The sequence below is a fragment of the Streptococcus suis genome, assembly GCF_002960445.1.
Classification (GTDB): Bacteria; Bacillota; Bacilli; order Lactobacillales; family Streptococcaceae; genus Streptococcus; species Streptococcus hyiners.
Genome location: NZ_POJD01000024.1, coordinates 1 through 312, shown reverse-complemented (window position 1 = coordinate 312; position 312 = coordinate 1). Strand labels below are relative to the sequence as shown.

At 38.5% G+C, this 312-nt stretch carries 1 pseudogene; it reads right to left on the bottom strand.

What is annotated here, in order from left to right:
* Nucleotides 1-268, bottom strand: a pseudogene (locus C1G53_RS00105) (hypothetical protein); the annotation flags it as partial.
* Nucleotides 269-312 lie beyond the last annotated feature (44 nt).

Below are 312 nucleotides of genomic sequence, written 5' to 3'. Positions count from 1 at the left end.
GATAAATCTGCCGATTAAGCCCTTTGGCCTTTTCCAAACGACGATTGAGAAAGGCACGAATCCGCTTGTAAAACCAATCCGAAGTTAGAAAAAGTGATTGGGCACCAATTACAATCAAAGAAACATTATTGGCATGTTCTTCCTTAAGCCCTAGCGCTCTAGTCACAACATAGGTCCAATCACCATTATCAATACAGATAAAAATAGTAAAGTAAACAACCGCTCCCGCTACTATAACAAGGGGAAGGGCACGGATATATTTCAACATATAATAACCTCTCTTGGACAATTCTTAGAACCTATATTCATAAA